The sequence below is a fragment of the Salipaludibacillus sp. HK11 genome (assembly GCF_047795645.1).
Lineage (GTDB): Bacteria > Bacillota > Bacilli > Bacillales > Salisediminibacteriaceae > Salipaludibacillus.
The window spans coordinates 4,450,274-4,469,455 of the sequence record NZ_CP181045.1 but is presented as its reverse complement, the minus strand read 5'-3'; the positions used below and the strand labels follow the sequence as shown (position 1 = coordinate 4,469,455).

The following is a 19,182-nucleotide window of genomic DNA, read 5'->3' as shown; positions in this document are numbered from 1 at the left end:
CCCCTTCACAAATTTTTTTAATAAATTTTACGTTTGTGCTTATCATCAATACCCGACTTTCGATAAAAATAGGTGTTAATAATATCTCGCCATTCCTTTGAGTGCTCATATTGTCCTTTAAGTCGATCCAAAACCTCTTCATAACGAGTAATATCCATCGTACCTTCTAATTCTTTCCATTGATTCACCATCCCTAGCGCCTGCTCTACTCCTAGAAAATGCGTGTCATAAATGTGTTGAATCACTGTTTTACCAGAGTGCAACTGATGCGTATAAGGTACATGGTGGAAAAATAATATTAATTCATCCGGACATTGTTCCAAAGACTCATAAACCTCAGCACACGGGCTAAAATATTGACCGGAATAGCCTGTTCCAGTTTCCACTGTTCGATCTACCCCGATACCATCTCGATCAGCAAAGTGATAAGTTCCCCATGCTTGATATTCATAACCATCAATATTTGGTCCATAGTGATGGTTAGGGTTAACCATCCAACCAACTCCCAAAGGCGATGTGTAATTTTCATAGACTTCCCATGAGTTCATAAGCATCTTAGAAACAATTGATTTTATTTGCTCTATATTTCCAAATGTACAGCGAATCCATTCATCTGCAATTTGTTCTGATGAAATATCTGAGTTCCAAGTTAATCGACCGTACCCGTAAAAATTCGCTTGTGCTAGTGTATGCCCCGTCCAATTATGGTCATCTCCGATATTAGTAACAGCCGCTACACCACTAATTTTTTGGTTAAGTAGCACTCCACTGACTATTTTTTTAACTGTAGAATTTTCGCCTTCTGAATAGGTATCAAATTCCATCACTTCTTTCCATTGCGGTATGAGGTAAGCCAAATGTTTTTGTTGCCCCAAATATTCTTGTGTTATTTGGAATTCAATAAATTGGTTGGTATTTTTTAAACCTCCAATGAGTGGCGAAACAGGTTCTCTAACTTGAAAATCCATTGGACCATTTTTTATTTGTAATATAACATTGTCTTTAAATTCACCATCTAGTGGCATAAAGTGATCGTAAGCTGCTCGCGCTCTATCCGTCACGCGATCCCGCCAATCCTGTTTACAGTTATAGACAAAACACCTCCAGACTACGTGACCTCCAAATGGTTCTAATGCTTCTGCAAGCATATTGGATCCTTCTGCATGATTTCGGTCGTACGTAAATGGGCCTGGACGATTTTCAGAATCGGCTTTAACAACAAAGCCTCCGAAATCTGGAATGTAGCTATAGATAGTTTCAGCTGCTTGTTTCCAAAAATCCTTCACTCGATTATCAAGTGGATCAGCCGTGTCAATGCCACCAATTTCAATTGGACTAGCATAGTTAACACTCAAGTATGTAGATACGCCATAAGCACGAAAAATTGCTGCCACTCTTTTTACATCTGGTAAGTAGTCATGAGTAATCAATTTTGATTCAACCTGATGAACGTTAACATTATTAATAGAAACAGAATTAATTCCAACAGAAGCTAGTAATCTTGCATAATCTTTAAGTCTAGTGAAATTTTTTCGAAATTGGTTATCTTTAAAGAAAATTGATTTTCCTGCATACCCTCTTTCAATGGAACCATCAATGTTATCCCAATGATTCACCATTCGCACTTGATTTACAGGGTTTTCATAAATCGATAAATCAACAATTGATTCCTCCATTTGAAGGAGACGAAGGATATGATATACTCCATATAAAATGCCTTGGTCTGTTTTCCCAGCAATATAAATCTCTTGATTGTTGACTGTTTCTATTCTGAATCCTTCATTACTTACTGTGTAATCACTATTATTAGGTAACTCCGTTAATGCCGTTGTGAGTATAAGCGCTTTATCAGTTTCTTTCTTCTTCGTTACTTTTGGCGAGATACCGAACATAGATGATATCGCTTGAACAAGCTCTTCTTTCGCGGATTTCAAAATTAACGAATCCTCTTCTACGACAATATTAGAAATCAAAGGCGTAATCTGCCTCGTATAGTCTGAAGATGACTTGCCTGAATATTGTAACCACGCTTTATAACTATTCACTTCGTGTTCATCAATTCCATCGATGAATACTGTTGTCATGTCATTATTCTCTGTCATTATTCTTCCTCCTAATTAACTTTTCATGGGCAACGTTAATTCTGCCATTGCGTTAGTTAAATTAAATCCTCCTTTTATAATCGAAGATGATGTTCCCCTTCTTGATTCACTAGATACAAAAGCTTACCAGTCGAATCTATCGCAATATCAACATATTTTCTCAATCCAATATACTCTCTCCTCTCTATGTTAAATTGACTTCGTTACTAAAGATTTATCTTGTTGCTGTTTCTTTGATGATTATAAAATTATAGAACAAAAATAATAACGCTTCCATTAATTTTGTTTAGCAATTGCGTATAGAATCCTTATTAATACACAAATAATTTCTTTAATTCATTTATACTGTTGATTTCAGAAAAAAATTTTGCGATAATGTTAGTATGACTAGTATGTTAGTAACGATTTTATCAAACGAATATCAATAACACAATAGTTTTTCTCATTCTGCTTCACTTATCATTAATCGGATTTTATAGATTCTGAATTCCGGTCGACCTAAATCTAAAATAGTTTAACTATGATAATTTTTAGTAATTAGCTCAAGCCTTTACTTAAATACATTTTAAATGAAAGCGTTTGACATACACAGTAATTAGTTAAAAATAAATCTCCACTTAAGTAGCATTACAATGGAAAACGATTCAAATTAATCGAAACAACTCTCATACTTTTCTTGACCGCTGGAAATATTGTATTGGAACTGGGCGCTTAGGTCTTGCATTGCAAAAGGAATACGTAGATCACCTAAAATAGTGGAAAAGGACATTGAGTATAAATATATAAGAGGACATGGTCTTCTTCACGAAGATATAGGTATTTACAAGGAAGTGGAAACAACAGACCAGACAATTACATTCGATTTTACAATGACAAAAAATGTAGTAACTGTGATTGAATTATCCTCTGTTAAAAATGAAACAGAAACCTACAAAGGGCTTGATGACAGTTTAATTAGTTCATGGAATAACTAAAGATATACCTAATTAATCATATTATTTTATACAAGACCTGTACAATAGAAGGTTCTCAACCTATAATAATATGTACAATGAATATATGAAGTGGTGGTAGATGTGGGAATAACTGGAGATCAAACTTATATAAAAAGAATGAATAAAAATCTTGTTCTAAATTCAATCCGTACAAATGCACCTTTATCTAGAGCACAAGTTTCTATTTCAACTGGTTTAAATAAGGGGACAGTTTCAAGCCTTGTCGCAGAATTAGTAAATGAGGACTTGATTTATGAGATTGGTCCAGGCCAATCAAGTGGTGGAAGAAGGCCTGTTCTTCTAATGTTTCAAAATCGATCTGGCAATGCAATAGGTATAGATATTGGGGTAAATTACCTGTTAGGAACTCTTACTGATCTATCTGGATCGATTTTAAATAAAATTGAAATAAGTACTGACAATACAGACGTCGATAATATACTAAACCTTCTCCAAAAGTTAATAACTGACCTCACCAACTTAGCTAGCAATACTACTTATGGTGTTGTCGGCATCGGCATTGGTGTACCTGGAATTGTCAATGAAAATGGGAAAGTCTTATTCGCACCAAACTTACATTGGGAAAATGTTGATTTGAAGTATCACATTGAAAATATGTTTAATATCCCTGTCCAAGTAGAAAATGAAGCTAATGCTGGTGCATATGGCGAACGAATATTTGGTAAAGGAAAAGACTCTAAAAATATGATTTACTTAAGTGTTGGGATTGGTATTGGAAGCGGTTTAATTGTTAACGACCGTATATACAAAGGGCAGGAAGGCTTTTCAGGAGAATTCGGCCATATGAGTATCGAAACTAACGGACCAAAATGTACATGCGGTAATAAGGGTTGTTGGGAACTTTTTGCATCAGAGCAAGCGTTGGTCAAAAAAGCCGAACAAGTATTTTCTGAGAAAAATTCCCTTGGAGATTTAGTCATAAAAGCTTCGAACAATAACCCAAGTGCAATCAATATTTTCCATGAAGTCGGAGGATATTTAGGTCAAGGTATCATTAATATGGTAAACATATTTAATCCTGAGCTGATTGTTATTGGCAATCGCATCACGAAAGCGCAAAAGTGGATTGAAAACCCACTAAAACAGGTTATCAGTTCAAGAGCACTCCCTTACCATCGTGAAAACCTTTCTGTAGAATTCTCGGATTTAAATTCTACTGGAATTGCATTAGGAGCCTCTTACTTGATGATCGAAGTATTTCTAAAACGAGTAGTATAAAAAAATTATTAAAACACGACGCTCGATGAGTACCCGCGTCGTGTTTTCTACTATTCTAAAACTGTCGTCCAAAGATATTTAAATATCCTAACTGGTAGGATGCAAATAAGACAATAAAAAACGTACCAACGATGCTAGCAAAAAATGTCCAATCTTTTTTACCAATCGACATCTCATGATAATGTGTTCGATCTGTTTCACCAGTAAAACCCTTCGATTCCATTGCAATCGCCACCCGTTCAGCTTTACGAATCGCATTGGCCATAAGTGGAATCGCATAGCGACGAAACTGAAGTATCCGCCCCCTCAAACCTTTTGCACGCCCAATCCCTCGAATTCTATGCGCCTGTCTTAGCACTTCAAATTCATGCTTAAATGTAGGTAAAAACCGATAGCCGGCAAGAATTCCAAACGTGAGTTTCGGTGGCAGCTTGAATTGTTGCATTAAACTGAGCATAAACTTCGTTGAATCGGTTGTTAAGATAAACATGAGCGACAAAGCAACGAAACACAGAGAGCGAAGCGCAAGACTAATCCCAACCATGACTCCCCCCGTTGTCACTTCAAACCACCAGAATTCAAAAAGGACACGCCCTCCTGCGAAATTATCACTCGTGTAAAGAACCGTCATCCAAGCAAAGCCTAATGCTAAGAAAATAAAAGGCGAAAAAAACAACAACCATTTTTTTATTGGTATGTCACTAAATATGAAAGTGAAAGCTACGGTAAACACGAGGTAGGCGAGTGGTGTGAAGATATCAAAGCTAAAACTTAGTAACACACCAGGAACAAGGATCGCTACCATTTTTAACGCCGGGTTAACGGACGAGATCATACACTTCACCTACTTCATTTTTTTCAGAGTCTATGTTCCGAATACGATATGGTCGACGTAACCTAGCTTGTTTAAGTAAACCTGTTTTCTTCCATAAGTCCTCGGGATGACCATGAAAAACAATATTTCCACCATCTAATACAAACGTTCTTTCACAATACTGATCGACTAAATCCATGTCATGAGTGACGAAAACAATCGTTGTTCCTTTTTCTTTTAGTTCAATAATAATGTTCATTAACTCTACTGTTGTTTTTGCATCTTGGCCAAACGTCGGTTCATCAAATAACAACAGTTCAGGCGTTTCATCAAGCATCGTCGCCACACTAAGTCGACGTTTTTGACCTCCACTTAATGAGAACGGATTGCTCCATTGGTGGTTCAATAGTTGAAAATGCGCTAAAAGCGTATCTATCTTGCCATTCATTTTCTCTACATCCATGTCGTTCAATTTCATACCAAAGGCTACTTCATCATAAACCGTATCAGTAATAAATTGATGTTCCGGATTTTGAAAAACAAACCCCATCTTCTGCCTAAGATCCTGCTCGCTCCATTGTTTTAAAGGCTGTTTCAAGAATTCAATTTCCCCTTGAGTAGGTGTAAGAATCCCTGCCATCAATTGAAGGAGCGTCGATTTCCCAGCACCATTTTCACCGACGACTGCGATGAACTCGCCTTTTTGTATCGATAAATTAATTTTGTCTAAAATTAATTTTTTCTTTCGTCTAAACGTTAGGTTTGTTAATGATAGGCTTTGTTCGAGAAACTTTTTCGATTGATCAACTCGATTTCCGATTTCGCTAGTCATAACTGTTTTATCTCGTTTAGGAATATGAATTCCTTGTGCAATTAATATATCAGAATTCTCATTGAATACTTGATCTGGTTTACCATCAACAATCAACTTGCCTTCATTGCTGAGCGCAAGAACATTGTCTGTGTATGGAATCCAATCGTCAAGTTGGTGTTCAATAATAAATACAGACATTCCTCGCTCTTTTTGCAACTGAGCAACTAACTCAATAAATTCTATGCTAGAAACAGGATCCAGGTTTGCTGTTGGTTCATCTAAAATGAGTAACTCTGGCTCTAACAATAGAACGGAAGCTAGTGCAACCTTTTGCTTTTGTCCTCCTGAAAGCTCGTGAATAGCTCGTTCCTTTAAATCAGTTAATCCTACAGCTTCAAGAATAGTATCCATACGTTTTGACATCTCACTTTGAGGGATGCGAATGTTTTCCATTGTAAAGGCCAATTCATTTTCAACAGTTATCATACAAAACTGACTTTCAGGATCTTGAAAGACAATGCCAATTTTTTGGTTAAGCTCACCTTTTTCAAATTGATTAATATTTTTTTCTCGGTAAAGCACAGTTCCCATTGAATAACCTTCCACCGCTTCAGGATAAAGGCCATTTAAACAAAGAGATATGGTGCTTTTACCAGAACCACTTGCCCCAAGAAGGAGCGTTACTTCTCCTTCATAAATAGCGAAGCTGACATTATCTATCAGCGAGGATTGTTGATTTTTTTCATAATCGAACGATAGGTTTTCTACGCGAATGAGTGGCTGAGGTTGCTCAATGCTCAAGTTATGCTGACTTTTCACGTTTTTCTTGCCACTCCTTTCCTAGTGCGTACCCACGAAGAACCCCTGTTTGCGCTAACTGATCACTAATATACTTACCTAACACACCGGCTAACAAAGCACCACTAATGATTCGCACAACTAACGTCGCTACGATTAATTCAGGTGCCAGCGCCGCTAGCCCTGAATTGAACCATCCCCACACGTAACTGAACATTGCAGCAGACATTCCAGCAAGTATAAGCACAGAAAGTGAAAAATTACGATATCTAGTTGCCAAGAAAACAACCTCGGCACCAAGTCCTTGAATCGCGGCTGAAATAATTAACTGCGGACCAGCTGGACTACCAATCAGTACTTGAACAGTTCCAGCAATTAACTCCGGCCAAAAAGCAGCGCCTGGTTTTCTTATCACATAGGCGCCAATAATCGAAACGATGAACCAGATGCCAAAGATCACTTCATAACCAAATGGCGCTAGACCAAATGGTGTGAGAAAATTCCTTAACCCTTGCCCGAAAAAGAAAAATAGCAAATAAATAACAGCAAAGACAACGCCAAATATCGACATTAAGACGATTTCTTTCAATTTCCATTGCTTCATCATCGTTGCGATCCCCTCTCCTATTTATCTTTCTTCGATGGACTGTTCGCAGAAATTGCAGCAGTCATTGTGACATGACTATGATCTTTCGTTTTTGACGCACGAGCGAATACCTCTTCAAGGGTATTAAATACATCGTTTGCATCTCCATCTAATCGCGAAGCATAATGAACACCCTTCGTAAACGTACCATGCTTTTTTGCGACATCAACTTGATCTGCGATAACTTGCATATAATCAGGATTATTCATTGGATATAATGCGAACTGGGTCGCCACTGTCACTTTTTCAATTACCGATTTCGCTTCATTCAGGCGTTTATCATCCTCTGACATATATGTGTCACCATCTGAATCACCTGGGCACCCTATCGAAAATGTCCCGTTAAAAACGACATGGACTCCCGTTTTAGCGGCATGAATAAAAATCGCTTTTACCACATCAAACACGTGCTCACTTCGTCCGCGTATACATGTACTCACATCATCAGTTACTTGCCACACTTTTGAACTGTCTACCTCTTCTAATGCTTTCTTTATCACGTCTACAAAATTATCCGTCATTGGATATATCGAGAAACGACACCCGACAATTCGACTTGTTCCACAGCTTAAACCTTGCATATTCTGAATCCTCCTCTATCAATATTGGTAATCAATATGTAAACCGGTGATTCGCTCTCAATGGGAATCTCATAACTTTTAGTAATCATCCAACTCAATCATTTTAGGCAAACAAAAACTGCACCTCCCAGTTAGGAAGATGCAGAAAAGGTTCATGTAGGTTTGAAAAAACATCAGGCTACACGTTGCTCACCTGCACTTCCCCACGCTAGTATTAACTAGATCAGGTCCAAAGGGTTAACAGGAATTTCACCAGTCTCTCAGCATATAGCACCCCTAGTGCGAACACGGTTATCATATTGTTGATTCTATTGTAACTGTAATAGTTACAATTTGTAAATACCATATTTGTAATGTGTATATTGATTGTGATGATTTATATCACTGACATAAGCGACATTTGTAGTTTAAAATGTGGTAAATGAGCCTTTTGAAAGGGGACTTCACTTATGGAATATAAAGATTGGTCAGCAAGTTTGGAGCACGAAGAGTACGCAGAAAACCGAGATCTTGTTATCCGACATGCCTTCGAAGCAATTGATGAAACAGTCGAAGGTTGTTACGTAAATCTCGTCACACCGGATGTTTTTGGAAATCCAGAAAGTTATTTATCTTTAATGATTCATGATAAATACGGTGACACCGTTGAAATGAAGTACATTGATCAGTGTGGGTGCGGAGGGTATGTATTGAGAGTATATAAGTAGGTCGCATTCGCTACTTCGCGTGAAGATTTTGGTAGTAAATCAGTTACGGTTTTAGTTGGAATTTGTTATCCGTAGGAAAAGGAAGTCTATGTGTTGGAATCAGTCTATTATGTGTCGTAATTACTCTTTTACCTGTTGGATCTGAAGCTCTATCTATCGTAATCAAAACCTTCCCACAACAAAAATGACGTATCAAATTGTTATCAATTTCACACGTCATTTTTCAAATTTTTTGTCTTCCTTGGTTTTCAAAGACACTATTTATTCTAACACGATGACGCTAATTATCTGGCTATATACGACTTACATTCAGGGCATAACGACTTCATATAATCATTAGGGATTGGATATTCACATTTGTCACATTTTCTTTGTGGGTCGACAGCTTCTCCGATATCTGACTTATTATTTCTGTAGCTTGAAACAATGAAGATAATTAAAAGTACTACGACAATACCGAGAATAATAGCTAACGTTGACATAAAATCATCTCCCCATTATTTTTAAAAAATAAATGATGATGAATGACCGCAGCTGCTGATTATTGTTTAAAAATATATCGAAAAGTGACTTGGAATTTCCCCTCCCTCATAGAATAGACTCTTGATACACATCCCCTCCTTTAAAACTTATCAAACTAGTTTTTTCACTTTTCATAAAATTGACACATTTATAGCCCATCACTTAAAATATCTTATAATGAATCTACGTATGGCTAATTATATTTTTGTGCATAGAAGCCGTGTAACTTCCACTCGCTTTCCACTACCAAGAAATTGAGTGTCCTCATGGGGAATCAGCTGCTTTATTCGCTATTCTATAATATGCTTTAGAAATTTTATCATGCATTGTTCATTCATCTACACTACTTCATAATGATATTTATAATGCTGCTTTCCCTGGGTGTACGTCCTTGACTAGTTCGGAAAAAACATCGTAAAGAAGATTCCTAAATTCAACTAATTTGACCTGTTGTAAATCATTAGGACGAAGCGATATTAACGACGGTGGCGGCAAATATAACACTCGATTAACTTCTAATTGGATCCAAGGAACCTTCCCAATATTTCCGTGGAGGCGGGTGACATGCCCGCCTTTAAACGGATCATTCATCGTTACAAATTCCCTGTTATTAGCTTTATACATGTGGAATTTCGCTTCTAACAATTCTTTAAAGTGCACCATCATTTCCATCGGTGCCGTCAAAGCCTCATCACATAGGTCACCTTCATCATTCCCACGGTTACCAATACAAAATAAAGGCCGATTTTCCCAGTTCACCCCTTTTTTTCCAGGTCCATAGTCCAGCATTGAATGACAATCTACTGCTAATTTCACATCTGGATTTTCAGCAGCTTTAATAAGTTTTTGATGATATGGCAAATAATATTTATCAATCAATGCTTCTCGTTCCCCGTCACTGAGACCTGATGGAGAATCCCATACCATTTTTCCCTCTACCGTCATAGTTTTAACAATACCATCAGTGTTTTCCGGAGGTAAGTCTGTAAGGTCGCGATTCATGTCGACGAAAATGCGTGCCACATCGACCTGATGGTATTCCTCTGCAAGGTTACTGAAATCAAATAACTCTTTTGTCCACGTATCACCGTCTAATAAGATATCCATATCGCTCAGTAAACATTCGGTCTGAATTTGAGTTGGGAAATTTAAACCTCCGTGAGGAACTGAAATAAGTATTGGAAGCTTATCTTTTATCATATCATCCACCTCATTCACCATTTAAGTACAAAGCTAGCAGCAACGAACGCTGAACTAATTCACTTCTGTGTAGCGCTTCTTCAGGCATATATAAATTTCTACTAGCAGGCGAAAAACCACAAACAACGGATGATCCTTTAGGAACCTCTCCGGCTGCGGAAGACAATAAACTTGATTCCGTGCCAAAAGGCAAATTCCACTTAGTGCTTAAATCAGTTAATTGTTCTATTAATTCATGATTCTTTTTACGTATAAATGGTGCTCGTTCCACCAACTTTTCCATGTGTGTCCGCATCCCTTTTGAATGCGACTTAAATAAATCCCTGATAGCCCTTTCCGTTTCGTCTGCTATCTTTTCATCTATATACGTTATTGATAACGTTGCATAAACTCGATGTGGCTTCAAGACAGAATATCTCTCAGATCGAACATCTTGAATAGCAACTGCTAATTTTTTTTTCCTATTGTTTAAAGCTTGTAACTTCTGTGCATTTTGAATGAACGTGTTGAGAACATCTACGGATTTAGTTTCCTTTCCAATCCGCACTGGATCTCCCTCAACAATAATACTAAATTGCCTTGTACCTCTTCGTTGGTCTACTACTTTTCCATCTGCAAAACCAGGTTGAAGAACGATAACTTCTGCTGCTTGCTTTGCAGCCCGCTGTACTGTTGATGAACTATAGCGCATCCCCCTACCTTCGTCTGAGTACAATAGAACACCTATCTTTTTCTTACTAAGTAACTTTTGCTCTTTTAAAGCACTCAAAGCGCTTAGCATGGTGACAATCCCACCTCGACTCGAGGCAATCCCTTCCCCATAGAGCCATTCCTGTTCGGTACGAAAAGGAATTGGAAACCCTGTTCGATCTCCAGGTACGTCAATCGGTACGACTAAAAGTGTGCCACCTTGCATTCCTGCCGCAGTTTCAAATGTCCAGGCAGATCTTCCATTTGTAGAAGATTCGACAGGACTTAACCCTAGTTTACTTAATCGATCTTCTAATTTTTTGCGAATTCTGCTCAAGCCTACTGGATCTTCTGTACGACTGGAAATATTTGTCCATGCCTTTAAATCTGTTTCCATTGCAGTTCGTTTCTTTGTTAGTCCATTGAAAATACGAACATCTGCTTTTTGCATTTGCTCATCTATTGGCGCAAGAAAATCTTCACCAAAATAGCGTTCACATGTTACATCAATTATTCTATTCATTAATTCTTTATAAGGTAATCCTATTTTCTCTGCTGCAAATACGAATGAACCGTCGGAACCAAGACTCGCCATCGAATTCACTTCAAGAATGTAGGGATTTCCTTGTTTATCAATCCGAAAATCAACCCGAGCAGTATCATAACAATTCAATGCTTTGAAAGTTTCAATCGCTAGAGCCTGAATTTTTTCTGCTTCTGCTTCCGTTAAGTTAGCTGGACAAACTTTTTCAACCGTACGTCCACTTTTATTCTTTTTGTCTTCGTAAGTAAAAATTTGTGGTCCTTCTCCAAACACAAGTTCCACAGCAGGTAACGCTTGAACAGGATTGTTTCCCAGAATTCCAACATTCACTTCGCGTCCCTCAATATATTCCTCTACAAGTGTAGGTGCATTGTAGGTTTCATAAATCACTTGCACTCCTTCACGAAGTTCATCCTCGTTCTGAACGATTCTAAGCCCAAAAGATACAGCTTCATCCTTTGGTTTTACGATTAGCGGATACGTTAATTCTTCTGTCACTGGCGAATCAGGCGTATCCAAAACGGTGAATTTAGGTGTTGGTAAGCCTCGTTGTAAAAGAATCATTTTCGTCACCACTTTATCGAGCGCAAGTGCGTGGGTTTCTGGTCCTGAACCAACATAAGGTACCCCAAGCATTTCCAACATTCCGGGCACGTGCATGTATCTGCCTCTCCCTTGAATCCCATAACTCAAGTTGAACACCAATCCAGGCCGCTCACCAGAAATTACTGTCGGCATAAACTCTTCAAGATTTTTGATTAAATTTTTATCTCCTTCAAACGTTTTTACTTGATGTCCACCTGATAGCAAACCTTCTTTGATTATTTTAATTGTTTCCAACCCATACTTTTCTCGATTCTGCGTACCAAATAAATTGATGACAGCTTGGCTTTCTCGGTTATAAACCACGGCAATTTTCATTGATGTTCCACCCCTTCACTTACGATTTTAGTTCGTTCAGTTATCTTCTGGACCAATTGCTGTTCCATCTCGTCTTGGGTCTGCTACTCCTTTATAAGATTCACGCCATTTGACAGGCATTTGCACCGCTTGCACACACCCTAATGCGAAACTATAGCGACCTCTTTTTTTCAATTCAAAGCCTGAAATTTCAAGAGCCTTGTATATATCCTTATTGAATCTTTCTTTTTCAATCAACAACTCGCCTGTATCAGAGGCATGAAAACGTGGGGCTGAGATGGCCCCCTCAAGCGATTCACCTTTATCAACAAGTCGAACAATCACTTGCGCTAATGCAGTAGAGATCCGACTACTCCCTGGACTACCAAGTAAATAATGCGGCTTCCCTTTTTTAAACATGAGTACTGGTGCTACGCTACTCCAAGGGCTGCCACCAGGGAGTAAATAATAAGGATGAGCGATATTCTTGTATTCGAATGCACTCATGTAATTGTTGTAGAAGAAGCCAAGTCCTTCTGCCATCGTTTTACTCCCAAAAACGAGTTCAATCGATTGTGTCACTCCGACTGCATTTCCATTTTTGTCGACAACTGATAGATGAGTTGTTTCACCACTTGTAGGTGGCGGTAAAAAAGTATCTTTTAATGCCATATTATAGATATCATGAATCCGCTTTGTAATTTCCTTCGCGTACCCTTTGTCAACTAACATTTGGCTCACCGATTGCAAATATTGATCAGGATGCATCGGCATTCTTTGCCGATAATTCAAGGCAAAACGAAAAGCCAATGCTGATATGACTGCTCCAATCGGCTCATCTGGGTCGAGTACTTCCGGTGGAAACCCTTCCAATGTATTAAGAATTTGCACGAGAACACGACCAGCCCCTGGTGGTGGATACGTGTAAATTTGATAGTCTCTATACGTACTTTCAAGCACTTCACGTTCTACAGGCAGTGGGATTTGATTCAAATCGAGTTTTGTAATCCATCCACCTCGTTTTTCCATGTCTTTGACGATGTCATCAGCAATTCTTCCTAAGTAAAATTCACGCCATCCCTTTTCAGCCATCGTTCGCATCGTTGCTGCTAATTCTGGTTGGAAAATTAACTCACCGACATTTTTTGGTTGGTTGTTCTCAAAGAAGTTTTGTTTTATATTTTGATCTTTGCTAAGGTGCTCCGCTTCCCTTTTTAGTAACCGGTGAATGAGTTTCGTAACTACGACTCCTTCTTCAGCAGCCCGAATCGATGGTTCCAACGTTTCGGCAAATGATAACTTGCCATATGATTCTTGTAAATAACCTAGTGCTGCCGGCGTCGAAGGTACTGTTGAAGATTTAAGTCCCAGTTTAATCGGCTTCTTCGGGTTTCGAGCTGGTTGCAAAGAGAACGGTGCTCGGGAGGATCCATCAAGAGCAAAAATTCTGTCCTCCTCGACTAATCTCACAAGAGCCATCGATTGCCCACCAATACCTGATGCTTGCGGCTCTGATACCCCTAAACAAAACGCCGCTGCAACCGCGGCATCAATTGCGTTCCCACCACGCCGAAGCATTTTTACACCAGCTTCAGTTGCTTGTTTTGAAGCTGTGGAGACCATTCCGTAACTTCCTTGCGAAGAAGATATTTCTCTCTCTAACTGACTCATGCTGATCTCTCCTCAACGATAAATTATTGAAAATTCAGAATTCTAAGCTTAACAATATATAATTTCCGTTATAAACGCTGCTAAATGATAGAGAAACCAAAGAGAAGCTCTTTACAAAAAACAGCTATTTCATTCCTAGAAAAGCTGTGGGTGGATGGGGGGATATGCATAACTGTGGTTAATCAATTTATTTAAAACTCTTTATCTTGTTATTATATGTCGCAGATGTAATTTGTACAACTAAATATTGTAGCCAGTTCGAAACAGGGAACCAAGATTACAAGTTTCGATGTCTCTGGTGGATGAGGATATTTTATTGAACAGCAATTATTCTGTTTAGTTTCTATATATTAGTAAATAACCTATCCAGACCAAAAGAGAAAGGAGAGAGAAAAAGGGGCACAAGTGGAGACGTCTTGTCACCCTTAGCGAGTCAATTTGTGAAAGAACGGTCATAAGCGTTCCACACAAAAAAAGAACCCAATAAAAGGGTTCTTCAAGTATTATTTCAATTGATGTGCAATATCTTTCCGATAGAAGAGTCCGTCCCACGAACTCTTTCCAAGCACGTTATAAGTTTCACTCAATGCGTCACTCAGTGTTGGAGCCAAGGTAGACAACAACAAGACACGACCACCATTTGTTTGCCAAATAGCATCGGAATCCTTTTGGTTCTTTTTGCTTCCAGCATGAAACCAGCGCTGACGCTCCGAGTCGTCAACTAAAGGTAATTGAAATGTCGTCCCCTTTTCATAGTTTCCTGGGTATCCAGCCGATGCAAGTACGACGCCAACACAAGCGTTACCCGTCCAGTCAAGCTTCACTTCTTCATCAGCGAGTACCGCTTCAATCACTTCAAGCAAGTCTGTCTTCAGTCGAGGTAATATCACTTGCGCTTCTGGGTCACCGAAGCGAGCATTAAATTCAATCACTTTTGGACCATCCTCAGTGATCATCAAGCCACCATATAAAATTCCCGTAAAAGGTACCCCTTCTTCCACCATTGCCTCAGCCATTGGACGTATAACACTCGCGTCCGCTTCTTTAAGCCAGTCTCCATCCAAGTGAGGGACTGGAGAGTAAGCACCCATGCCGCCGGTGTTTGGTCCGGTATCACCTTCAAACGCTCGCTTGTGATCTTGTGCAGTAACCATTGGAACAACCGTACGTCCATGAACAAATGCCATATAAGACAATTCCTCGCCACGAAGGCATTCTTCTATAACGACAGAAGCTCCAGCTTCACCGAATTTGCGTCCACCAATCATGTCATCCAACGCTTCCAAGGCTTCTTCTACTGTTTCTGCAACGACAACACCTTTACCTGCTGCGAGGCCATCTGCTTTCACAACAATCGGAGCACCCACACGTTCGACGTAAGCTTTTGCTTTATCCAAATCAGTAAATGATTCATATTTCGCAGTCGGTATCTGATATTTTCTCATGATATCTTTAGCAAACTGCTTGCTACCTTCAATTTTAGCCGCCGCTTTCGAAGGACCAAACACCGTTAGTCCAGCCTCTTGAAAACTATCTACCAACCCTGCTACAAGAGGGGCTTCAGGCCCGACCATAGTCAGTGCGACATCTTCCGTTTTCGCCAAAGCAATAAGACCTTGATGATCGTCCTCTTGAATTTTCGCGGATCGACAACCAGCCTCCTCATCAATACCGTCACTTCCTGGTGCTACAATAACTTCTTTCACTCGTTTAGATTGTGCGAATTTCCACGCTAAGACGTGTTCGCGTCCGCCGCTACCAATTATCAAGATCTTCATTCGGCTTCCCCCCTCCTGTTTTTATCAATTAATGTTTGAAGTGTCTTACAGCTGTGAATACCATCGCGATGCCGTATTCGTTAGCTTTATCTATTGATTCCTGATCTCGCTTTGATCCACCTGGCTGAATGATTGCCTTTATTCCAGCTTTCCCTGCAGCTTCGACAGTATCACTCATTGGGAAGAATGCGTCTGATGCCATCACTGAACCTTCTGCAGCTTCTCCAGCTTGCTCAATCGCAATCTTTGCCGCGCCAACTCGATTCATTTGACCCGCACCAACACCTATAGTCTGATCTTCTTTTGCGAGTACGATCGCATTAGATTTTACATGTTTTACAACTTTCCAGGCCATCTTGATTTGCTCGAGCTCACGGTCGGATGGTTTTCTGTCTGTCGGAATCGTTACTTCGACGTCCTCATAGGTAAGCGTATCTGTTTCCTGCATGAGTGCTCCACCAGCTACAGTAGTAATACGTTGCTCCGTTGGCTGGTTAGATACTAAGTCAACAGTTATCAAACGAATATTTTTCTTTTCCGTCAACACTGCCAATGCTTTTTCTGAAAAACTTGGTGCGATGACGATTTCTAGGAATATTTCTTTCATTTTCAACGCTGTTTCTTCATCCACTTCGCGGTTGCAAGCGACAACGCCACCGAAAATTGACATCGGATCTGCTTCATACGCTTTCGTATAAGCTTCAAATACGTTCTCTCCAATACCAACACCACATGGATTCATGTGTTTAATCGCAGCAACCGTTGGACCGTTAAAATCCCGGATAACTTGCAATGCTGCATCCGCATCGTTGATGTTATTATAAGAGAGCTCTTTGCCGTGAAGTTGCTTTGAACGAGCAATCGAAGTTGGATTACCTAATGGGCGCTCGTAGAAAGCAGCCAATTGGTGAGGGTTCTCTCCATAACGAAGCATTTGTTTAAGATTATATGTAACCGTTAGTTTTTCCGGTGCTTCTTCACCTACTTGTTTTGTCAAATATTCGCCAATTAATGCATCATAGGCAGCTGTATGACGAAATGCTTTTGCAGCAAGCTTTCGTTTTCTTTCTAGTGGTAACTCCCCATCGAAATCTTTTAGTTCTTGCAACACGACATCATAATCCGCCGTATCAACGATAATCGCCACATCATTGTGGTTTTTCGCGGCCGAACGAATCATCGATGGTCCACCAATATCAATATTTTCAACGGCATCAGTAAATGTCGAATCTGGATTTTCAATCGTTGACTGGAAAGGGTATAAATTGACGATAACAAAATCAATTAAGCCAATTCCTTGTTCTTTCAATGCACTCATGTGCTCTTTGTTATCTCGTACGCCAAGAAGACCCCCGTGAATACTTGGGTGTAACGTCTTAACACGACCATCCATCATTTCAGGAAATCCGGTCACATCTTCGATACCAATCACATCCACGCCTGCTTTTTCCAATTCACGCTTTGTCCCTCCAGTGGAGATAACCTCGACACCCATTTCTTCCAATTTCTGAACAAATGAGACAATACCTTTTTTATCTGACACACTCACTAACGCTCGTTTCTTCACTTAATTCACGCTCCTCTGCCATTGTGAAATCACATGTTGAATCGTTTTTGGATACAGATCGTGCTCTAATGCCTGAATCTTCCGTTGTACATCTTCCTTTGTATCTTTCTCTTCTATTTTAACAGGCTCTTGGGCAATAATTGGACCTGTATCCATTCCTGCATCGACAAAATGAATCGTCACACCTGAAACTTTCACATTCGCATCAAATGCTTGTCCAATTGCATCCAATCCTGGAAAAGAAGGAAGTAAAGATGGGTGAATGTTAATAATTTTCCCTTCAAATTCACTTAAAAGCGTCGGCCCTACAAGTCTCATGTAACCAGCTAACACAAGTAAATCAATATTGCGTTGGCGAAGTTCCGCTAAAATTTTCTCTTCAAAATCAGCTTTTGATGGGAATTTTTTAGCTGAAAATGAGAAAATATCAATCCCATTCTTCTCTGCACGTTGTTCCACATAGGCTCCAGGTTTGTCACAAACAAGCAAGTCTATTGATGCGTCAATGTTCGCTTCAACGAGCGACTGAAAATTACTGCCATTCCCAGAAGCGAATACGGCGATTTTCATCATCGTTGTAACTCTCCTTTAAATTCGACTCCTTCACCATTTTTCACGTGTCCGATTTCGATAGGCTTTTCGCCTGATGATTGCAATGTATTCATTACTTCAGATAGATCAACTTTCTTAACCGCAATCACGAGACCAATCCCCATGTTAAACGTTTCAAGTAGATCCTCTTCTGTTAATTCCCCTTTTTCTCTTAACCATTGAAAAACAAAAGGTACTTCCCAGCTACCAAGTTTAATTTCTGCTCCAAGACCATTTGGTAACATCCTCGGCACGTTTTCAACGAGCCCACCACCAGTAATATGAGCAGCAGCGTTAATGGAAGAGCCACCTAAAAATGCTTGTAAAGCGTTGACATATATCCGCGTTGGTGTAAGTAATAATTCTCCTAAAGAGACTTTCTTATCACCATTCACAACGACATCATCCCAAGTCAAACCTGCCTCTTTAACTATTTTACGAACTAGTGAGAAGCCGTTACTGTGAACTCCACTAGAAGGAATCCCGATGAGGACATCCCCTTCACTCACTCTATCAGCGCCCCACAGTTGCGTTTTCTCAGCTGCACCAACGACAAAACCTGCCACGTCGTATTCATTTTCGTCATAGAGTCCTGGCATTTCTGCCGTTTCTCCACCAATTAACGCACAGTTTGATTGGCGACATCCTTCTGCGACACCTGCAACAATTTGTTCCACTTGTTCTGGATCATTTTTTCCTAATGCTAAATAATCAAGGAAGAATAATGGCGAAGCGCCTTGAACAACGATATCATTGACACACATTGCAACCGCATCAATGCCTATCGTGTCATGCTTTTTCATTTCCTGGGCAATCATCAGCTTGGTTCCGACTCCGTCTGTTCCAGAAACGAGCACAGGTTCTTTCAAGTTCAATTGAGACAAATCAAACATGCCACCGAATCCACCAAGACCGCCGATCACTTCTTTACGAAATGTCGACTCCACATGCTTTTTCATACGCCGTACACCTTCATAGCCCGCTTCGATATTCACACCTGCTGATTCATATGCTTTAGCCACG

General features: G+C 39.5%; 16 protein-coding genes and 1 riboswitch. Of the genes, 3 read left to right on the top strand and 13 right to left on the bottom strand.

The genetic code is table 11. From position 1 onward, the window contains the following. Positions 1-17 precede the first annotated feature (17 nt). Positions 18-2,084 carry an alpha-glucuronidase family glycosyl hydrolase gene (locus tag ACM26V_RS21190; protein ID WP_416151936.1) on the bottom strand — a complete coding sequence of 689 codons (2,067 nt, stop codon included), beginning with the start codon at positions 2,082-2,084 and terminating at the stop codon, positions 18-20. A gap of 773 nt (positions 2,085-2,857) precedes the next feature. Between ACM26V_RS21190 and ACM26V_RS21185 the strand changes: the two genes are divergently transcribed. Continuing rightward, positions 2,858-3,076, top strand: a complete 219-nt coding sequence (locus ACM26V_RS21185) for a hypothetical protein (RefSeq protein ID WP_416148756.1) — start codon at positions 2,858-2,860, stop codon at positions 3,074-3,076. Between the two features lie 138 nt (positions 3,077-3,214). Then, positions 3,215-4,336, top strand: a complete 1,122-nt coding sequence (locus ACM26V_RS21180) for an ROK family protein (protein WP_416148755.1) — start codon at positions 3,215-3,217, stop codon at positions 4,334-4,336. Positions 4,337-4,391: 55 nt separating this feature from the next. On the opposite strand, the gene ACM26V_RS21175 is transcribed toward ACM26V_RS21180, so the two are convergent. Genes ACM26V_RS21175 through ACM26V_RS21160 form a run of 4 tightly spaced genes read right to left on the bottom strand, consistent with a single transcriptional unit; the run spans position 4,392 to position 7,989 of the window. Continuing rightward, on the bottom strand, positions 4,392-5,171 hold the full coding sequence (locus ACM26V_RS21175; protein WP_416148754.1) for an energy-coupling factor transporter transmembrane component T family protein: 780 nt from the start codon (positions 5,169-5,171) through the stop codon (positions 4,392-4,394). After that, the gene (locus ACM26V_RS21170) at positions 5,155-6,783 is read right to left on the bottom strand and encodes an ABC transporter ATP-binding protein (RefSeq protein WP_416148753.1); all 1,629 of its coding nucleotides are present in this window, start codon (positions 6,781-6,783) and stop codon (positions 5,155-5,157) included. The genes ACM26V_RS21175 and ACM26V_RS21170 overlap by 17 nt, the downstream gene beginning before the upstream one ends. Then, entirely contained in the window at positions 6,767-7,369 is a 603-nt protein-coding gene (locus ACM26V_RS21165; protein ID WP_416148752.1) for an ECF transporter S component, read from the bottom strand. The genes ACM26V_RS21170 and ACM26V_RS21165 overlap by 17 nt, the downstream gene beginning before the upstream one ends. Before the next feature lie 17 nt (positions 7,370-7,386). Next, a complete protein-coding gene (locus ACM26V_RS21160) occupies positions 7,387-7,989 on the bottom strand; it encodes a YkoF family thiamine/hydroxymethylpyrimidine-binding protein (protein ID WP_416148751.1) in 603 nt (200 codons plus the stop codon). Between the two features lie 183 nt (positions 7,990-8,172). Continuing rightward, a riboswitch (TPP riboswitch) is annotated at positions 8,173-8,277 on the bottom strand. A gap of 161 nt (positions 8,278-8,438) precedes the next feature. On the opposite strand from ACM26V_RS21160, the gene ACM26V_RS21155 reads away from it, so the two are divergent. Continuing rightward, positions 8,439-8,696, top strand: a complete 258-nt coding sequence (locus tag ACM26V_RS21155) for a CGCGG family rSAM-modified RiPP protein (protein WP_416148750.1) — start codon at positions 8,439-8,441, stop codon at positions 8,694-8,696. 284 nt (positions 8,697-8,980) lie between these two features. Here ACM26V_RS21155 and ACM26V_RS21150 read toward each other — a convergent pair whose 3' ends face one another. The 8 genes from ACM26V_RS21150 to purM form a co-directional block, all read right to left on the bottom strand. Beyond that, positions 8,981-9,178, bottom strand: coding sequence for a hypothetical protein (locus ACM26V_RS21150; protein WP_416148749.1), 198 nt, complete (start codon positions 9,176-9,178; stop codon positions 8,981-8,983). Positions 9,179-9,578: 400 nt separating this feature from the next. Continuing rightward, positions 9,579-10,418 (bottom strand): N-formylglutamate amidohydrolase, encoded by an 840-nt coding sequence (locus tag ACM26V_RS21145; RefSeq protein ID WP_416148748.1) that lies wholly within the window; start codon positions 10,416-10,418, stop codon positions 9,579-9,581. 10 nt (positions 10,419-10,428) lie between these two features. Then, entirely contained in the window at positions 10,429-12,573 is a 2,145-nt protein-coding gene (locus tag ACM26V_RS21140) for a M20/M25/M40 family metallo-hydrolase (protein WP_416148747.1), read from the bottom strand. A gap of 36 nt (positions 12,574-12,609) precedes the next feature. Continuing rightward, the gene (locus tag ACM26V_RS21135) at positions 12,610-14,223 is read right to left on the bottom strand and encodes a gamma-glutamyltransferase family protein (protein ID WP_416148746.1); all 1,614 of its coding nucleotides are present in this window, start codon (positions 14,221-14,223) and stop codon (positions 12,610-12,612) included. A gap of 503 nt (positions 14,224-14,726) precedes the next feature. Then, a complete protein-coding gene (gene purD, locus ACM26V_RS21130; protein ID WP_416148745.1) occupies positions 14,727-16,001 on the bottom strand; it encodes a phosphoribosylamine--glycine ligase in 1,275 nt (424 codons plus the stop codon). A gap of 28 nt (positions 16,002-16,029) precedes the next feature. Next, positions 16,030-17,568 carry a bifunctional phosphoribosylaminoimidazolecarboxamide formyltransferase/IMP cyclohydrolase gene (purH, locus tag ACM26V_RS21125; RefSeq protein WP_416148744.1) on the bottom strand — a complete coding sequence of 513 codons (1,539 nt, stop codon included), beginning with the start codon at positions 17,566-17,568 and terminating at the stop codon, positions 16,030-16,032. Further along, positions 17,569-18,141, bottom strand: coding sequence for a phosphoribosylglycinamide formyltransferase (gene purN, locus ACM26V_RS21120; RefSeq protein ID WP_416148743.1), 573 nt, complete (start codon positions 18,139-18,141; stop codon positions 17,569-17,571). It abuts the gene before it with no gap. After that, positions 18,138-19,181, bottom strand: coding sequence for a phosphoribosylformylglycinamidine cyclo-ligase (gene purM / locus ACM26V_RS21115; RefSeq protein ID WP_416148742.1), 1,044 nt, complete (start codon positions 19,179-19,181; stop codon positions 18,138-18,140). The genes purN and purM overlap by 4 nt, the downstream gene beginning before the upstream one ends. Between the last annotated feature and the right edge of the window lies 1 nt (position 19,182).

What these genes read in the sequence shown, in the direction of transcription:
- ACM26V_RS21140 (WP_416148747.1), bottom strand. Translation starts at nt 12,573, where the DNA reads ATGAAAATTGCCGTGGTTTATAACCGAGAAAGCCAAGCTGTCATCAAT.
- ACM26V_RS21155 (WP_416148750.1), top strand. Translation starts at nt 8,439, where the DNA reads ATGGAATATAAAGATTGGTCAGCAAGTTTGGAGCACGAAGAGTACGCA.
- purD (WP_416148745.1), bottom strand. Translation starts at nt 16,001, where the DNA reads ATGAAGATCTTGATAATTGGTAGCGGCGGACGCGAACACGTCTTAGCG.
- ACM26V_RS21135 (WP_416148746.1), bottom strand. Translation starts at nt 14,223, where the DNA reads ATGAGTCAGTTAGAGAGAGAAATATCTTCTTCGCAAGGAAGTTACGGA.
- ACM26V_RS21160 (WP_416148751.1), bottom strand. Translation starts at nt 7,989, where the DNA reads ATGCAAGGTTTAAGCTGTGGAACAAGTCGAATTGTCGGGTGTCGTTTC.
- ACM26V_RS21190 (WP_416151936.1), bottom strand. Translation starts at nt 2,084, where the DNA reads ATGACAACAGTATTCATCGATGGAATTGATGAACACGAAGTGAATAGT.
- ACM26V_RS21180 (WP_416148755.1), top strand. Translation starts at nt 3,215, where the DNA reads ATGAATAAAAATCTTGTTCTAAATTCAATCCGTACAAATGCACCTTTA.
- ACM26V_RS21165 (WP_416148752.1), bottom strand. Translation starts at nt 7,369, where the DNA reads ATGATGAAGCAATGGAAATTGAAAGAAATCGTCTTAATGTCGATATTT.
- purN (WP_416148743.1), bottom strand. Translation starts at nt 18,141, where the DNA reads ATGATGAAAATCGCCGTATTCGCTTCTGGGAATGGCAGTAATTTTCAG.
- ACM26V_RS21175 (WP_416148754.1), bottom strand. Translation starts at nt 5,171, where the DNA reads ATGATCTCGTCCGTTAACCCGGCGTTAAAAATGGTAGCGATCCTTGTT.
- ACM26V_RS21150 (WP_416148749.1), bottom strand. Translation starts at nt 9,178, where the DNA reads ATGTCAACGTTAGCTATTATTCTCGGTATTGTCGTAGTACTTTTAATT.
- ACM26V_RS21145 (WP_416148748.1), bottom strand. Translation starts at nt 10,418, where the DNA reads ATGATAAAAGATAAGCTTCCAATACTTATTTCAGTTCCTCACGGAGGT.